Below are 2,812 nucleotides of genomic sequence, written 5' to 3'. Positions count from 1 at the left end.
CTTCCCCACGACCCCATTGATCCACGCCCGGCCAGCTACCCATCTCGGCGTTATCAACGATCGGTCGAAAATCGGGATAGTCCCGCTCCAAGACCCCGCGGCTCATCAGCCGCCACGCACCTCCATCCGTGACACTGACACCGCTGACCGACCACACGATGTTCTTCCAAATACAAAGTGTCTCAACATCAACCTTGGGTCCACACTCCCGAGGCGCGACATCCCGATAGCCCGAATAGTGCTCTTTCTCCCAGCCACCAGGATTCATCAGCGCCTCGAACCCAGCCGGAAGCTGATCCAGATTAGAACTGTGAACCCTCACTACCGTCTGCCTGTTCCTCGACTGATACCACCGGCCATCCACCAGCCGGTAGACCCCGCTATGCCAGACAGGCTGATCCGTGATAGGAAACACCCGCGGATCAAACACCATGGACACCTCGCCCACTTATCACCTGAAGCACGCTATTGTCTCCGTCCCTCGCGACGAGCCAACCCCTCGGCCAGCTTCGCCTTCAACCAATCCGGCTGATTCTCCACATCCCGCGGATACCTTTCCTGGTCGGTCACATACGCAATCGGATCAACCGGAGCATCCCACTCTGGCTCCGAATCATAATCGAACTGCCCATCCACAGCACCTGATCGGTCTATCCGCAGAACTGCAGAAAACCAAGTACCCAAGCCTTCTTGATACATCGCTTCACGGAGCCTAGAGAAAACCTCGTCGTCGAAGTCCATATCCATCGGCATTGACTCGGTTGTTCCATCAGCATATTGGGAGTAATACATATACAACGATGTTGGATATGTTTCCGATATTTCTATAACAACAACGTCGGCCCCATCGGGGAAGTGTTTTAATACCTCTGCCCCGACCTCCGCTTGCGCCTGCTGTTGCACTATTAGTCGACTATTCATTGTCAAATCGCCTCTGTTTCCATGGTCCATCACCTATTCTATACCGAACTTTGAACGATTTAGGTACATTACTATCGCCATCAAACACGTTCTTGATAGTGACTGGAATTATCGGAGGCGGTTCCACTCCCAGAGCTCCACGCCATTTCCCTTCTAAGTTATAGAAGCTGTCACCGCCACCACGGTTCACCGACTCCAACATCGCAAACAGATTGATACTCTCCGGACCGCCACCAGCGAAGTTGGCGAAGGTGTGTCCGCCATCGTAGCCGTCACCCCCCTGGTCACCGATACGCTGCTGAATCGACTCCGACCTCGACGCGTCGCCCAGCGCGAGGGCGTCGGTGTGGACGAATGATCGGAACGGCATTGGGAACCCCGGTCAAGCAGCGCCATCTTCTGACGCTCTCGCGCGGTCGCCGTCAGGACACGACGCAGACATCGGTCACATCAAGCTAGGACGCTGCCGCCACCCAAAGGCTCACGGTCTGCTCTAAGCCTGGGGATCCAGCACGGTGGGCATGAAGTCATGGCCGACGGGGCCGATAGCCGCGATCTTAGGGCCGTTCTGTAGGCGGGCAATCAACTCATCTGTCAACCGCCGCGAAGCGTCATCGTCAGACTCGTCCGCGGCTGCCGCCATCACCGTCGCATCGTCGGCAACGAACAGTCCCGGTGTCCCAACACCGCGCCCGGCATCTTCCTCAGCCGCCACGACCTGCCAACCATCACGAACACGCAACGCCGCCAGACCATTAGCTGGTACACCTGTATGACGACCAGCAATCTCCGACGCCTCACTTGCCGGCAACCACGGAGAGTACCGCAGCGACTCCCGCCACCACACAGCCCGTTCCTCTAACGCCACACCACGACGCGCTACGGAATCAATAGGCACAACATTGACCCGAATCAGCGCCACCTCCCCTGGAACCACATCGACCACCACATCATCCCGAGACAACGCACTAACCCCAGGCCAATCCTTCCGCTCCACCACCGACGGATACGGTCCAGACATCGGATAGCTATCCGGAGCACTGGCCAGATACAAAGTCCAGATTCCCGTCGACGGCGAAGAACCGAACACTTCCCACGCCAAGTTCTTCCACACACAGACGGTGCCAACCGCTACGGTGGCCCCGACATCATCGTCATCGGCATGCTTGAAACCGCCGTACACTCTCGCATCGGCGGTCGTTGACTCCGGCCAGGGCATGAAGCCCGGGGGCAAAGGCTCCAGATTCGAGGAGTACACGACAAACTGGTCTCGCAGCTTCCGGTATTGGTACCAGCCATCGCCAACGCGGCGATACTGACCCGAGTACCACAAACTTCGCGAATCAATCGGGAACCGCTCAGCCTCCACGCTTCAGCTCCTCGTCGTCCACGACAGCCTACCCACCTGCCACGACACTACTGCTCACGCTCCCGACGCCGAGCCAAACCCTCAGCCAACTTTGCCTTCAACCAATCCGGCTGATTCTCCACATCCCGCGGATACTTCTCCTGATCTGCCACATAAGCAATCGGATCGACCGGCGCATCCCACTCCGGCTCCGAATCGTAATCGAACTGACCATCAACTGCGCCAGACCGATCTATTCTAAGAACGGCAGAGAACCACGTGCCAATTGCCTTCTTGATACATCGCCTCACGGAGACGTCTGATCGGAGCGAACCCCATGTCAAGATCATCGGGGGGTTCTCGTCGACCATCTGCATATTCAAGATCAACATCCATCAGTGCGGTCGCCGCGAGCATCGACACCATAATCACCAACGCTACCGCGTCGGCTGGAACATGCCCTGACGCTTCGGCGCCGAGTTCTTGCTGCGCTCGTCGCTGAGTAAACAGGCCACCACTCTCATTCATCAGATAAACCCCCCT

Annotated in this window: 4 protein-coding genes and 1 pseudogene; all 5 read right to left on the bottom strand. The window is 57.4% G+C overall.

From position 1 onward, the window contains the following. Positions 1-448: hypothetical protein (locus GOARA_RS20445; RefSeq protein WP_007323542.1), on the bottom strand; the 448-nt coding region annotated here is incomplete at its 3' end. Positions 449-465: 17 nt separating this feature from the next. Next, positions 466-903: a hypothetical protein gene (locus GOARA_RS19530; RefSeq protein ID WP_245548446.1), complete on the bottom strand. Its 438-nt coding sequence runs from the start codon at positions 901-903 to the stop codon at positions 466-468. A 10-nt stretch (positions 904-913) separates the two neighbouring features. Beyond that, a complete protein-coding gene (locus GOARA_RS20860; protein ID WP_007323540.1) occupies positions 914-1,291 on the bottom strand; it encodes a DNA/RNA non-specific endonuclease in 378 nt (125 codons plus the stop codon). 123 nt (positions 1,292-1,414) lie between these two features. Then, positions 1,415-2,290: a hypothetical protein gene (locus GOARA_RS19995; protein WP_007323539.1), complete on the bottom strand. Its 876-nt coding sequence runs from the start codon at positions 2,288-2,290 to the stop codon at positions 1,415-1,417. A gap of 237 nt (positions 2,291-2,527) precedes the next feature. Continuing rightward, positions 2,528-2,812, bottom strand: a pseudogene (locus tag GOARA_RS20650) (hypothetical protein); the annotation flags it as partial.

The sequence above is a fragment of the Gordonia araii NBRC 100433 genome (assembly GCF_000241265.1).
Classification (GTDB): domain Bacteria; phylum Actinomycetota; class Actinomycetes; order Mycobacteriales; family Mycobacteriaceae; genus Gordonia; species Gordonia araii.
Note: the sequence above shows the minus strand (reverse complement) of the source record. Positions and strands in the feature narration are given on the sequence as shown.

Excerpts from the sequence above, each read along its gene's own strand:
- GOARA_RS20860 (WP_007323540.1), bottom strand. The coding sequence starts at position 1,291 with ATGCCGTTCCGATCATTCGTCCACACCGACGCCCTCGCGCTGGGCGAC.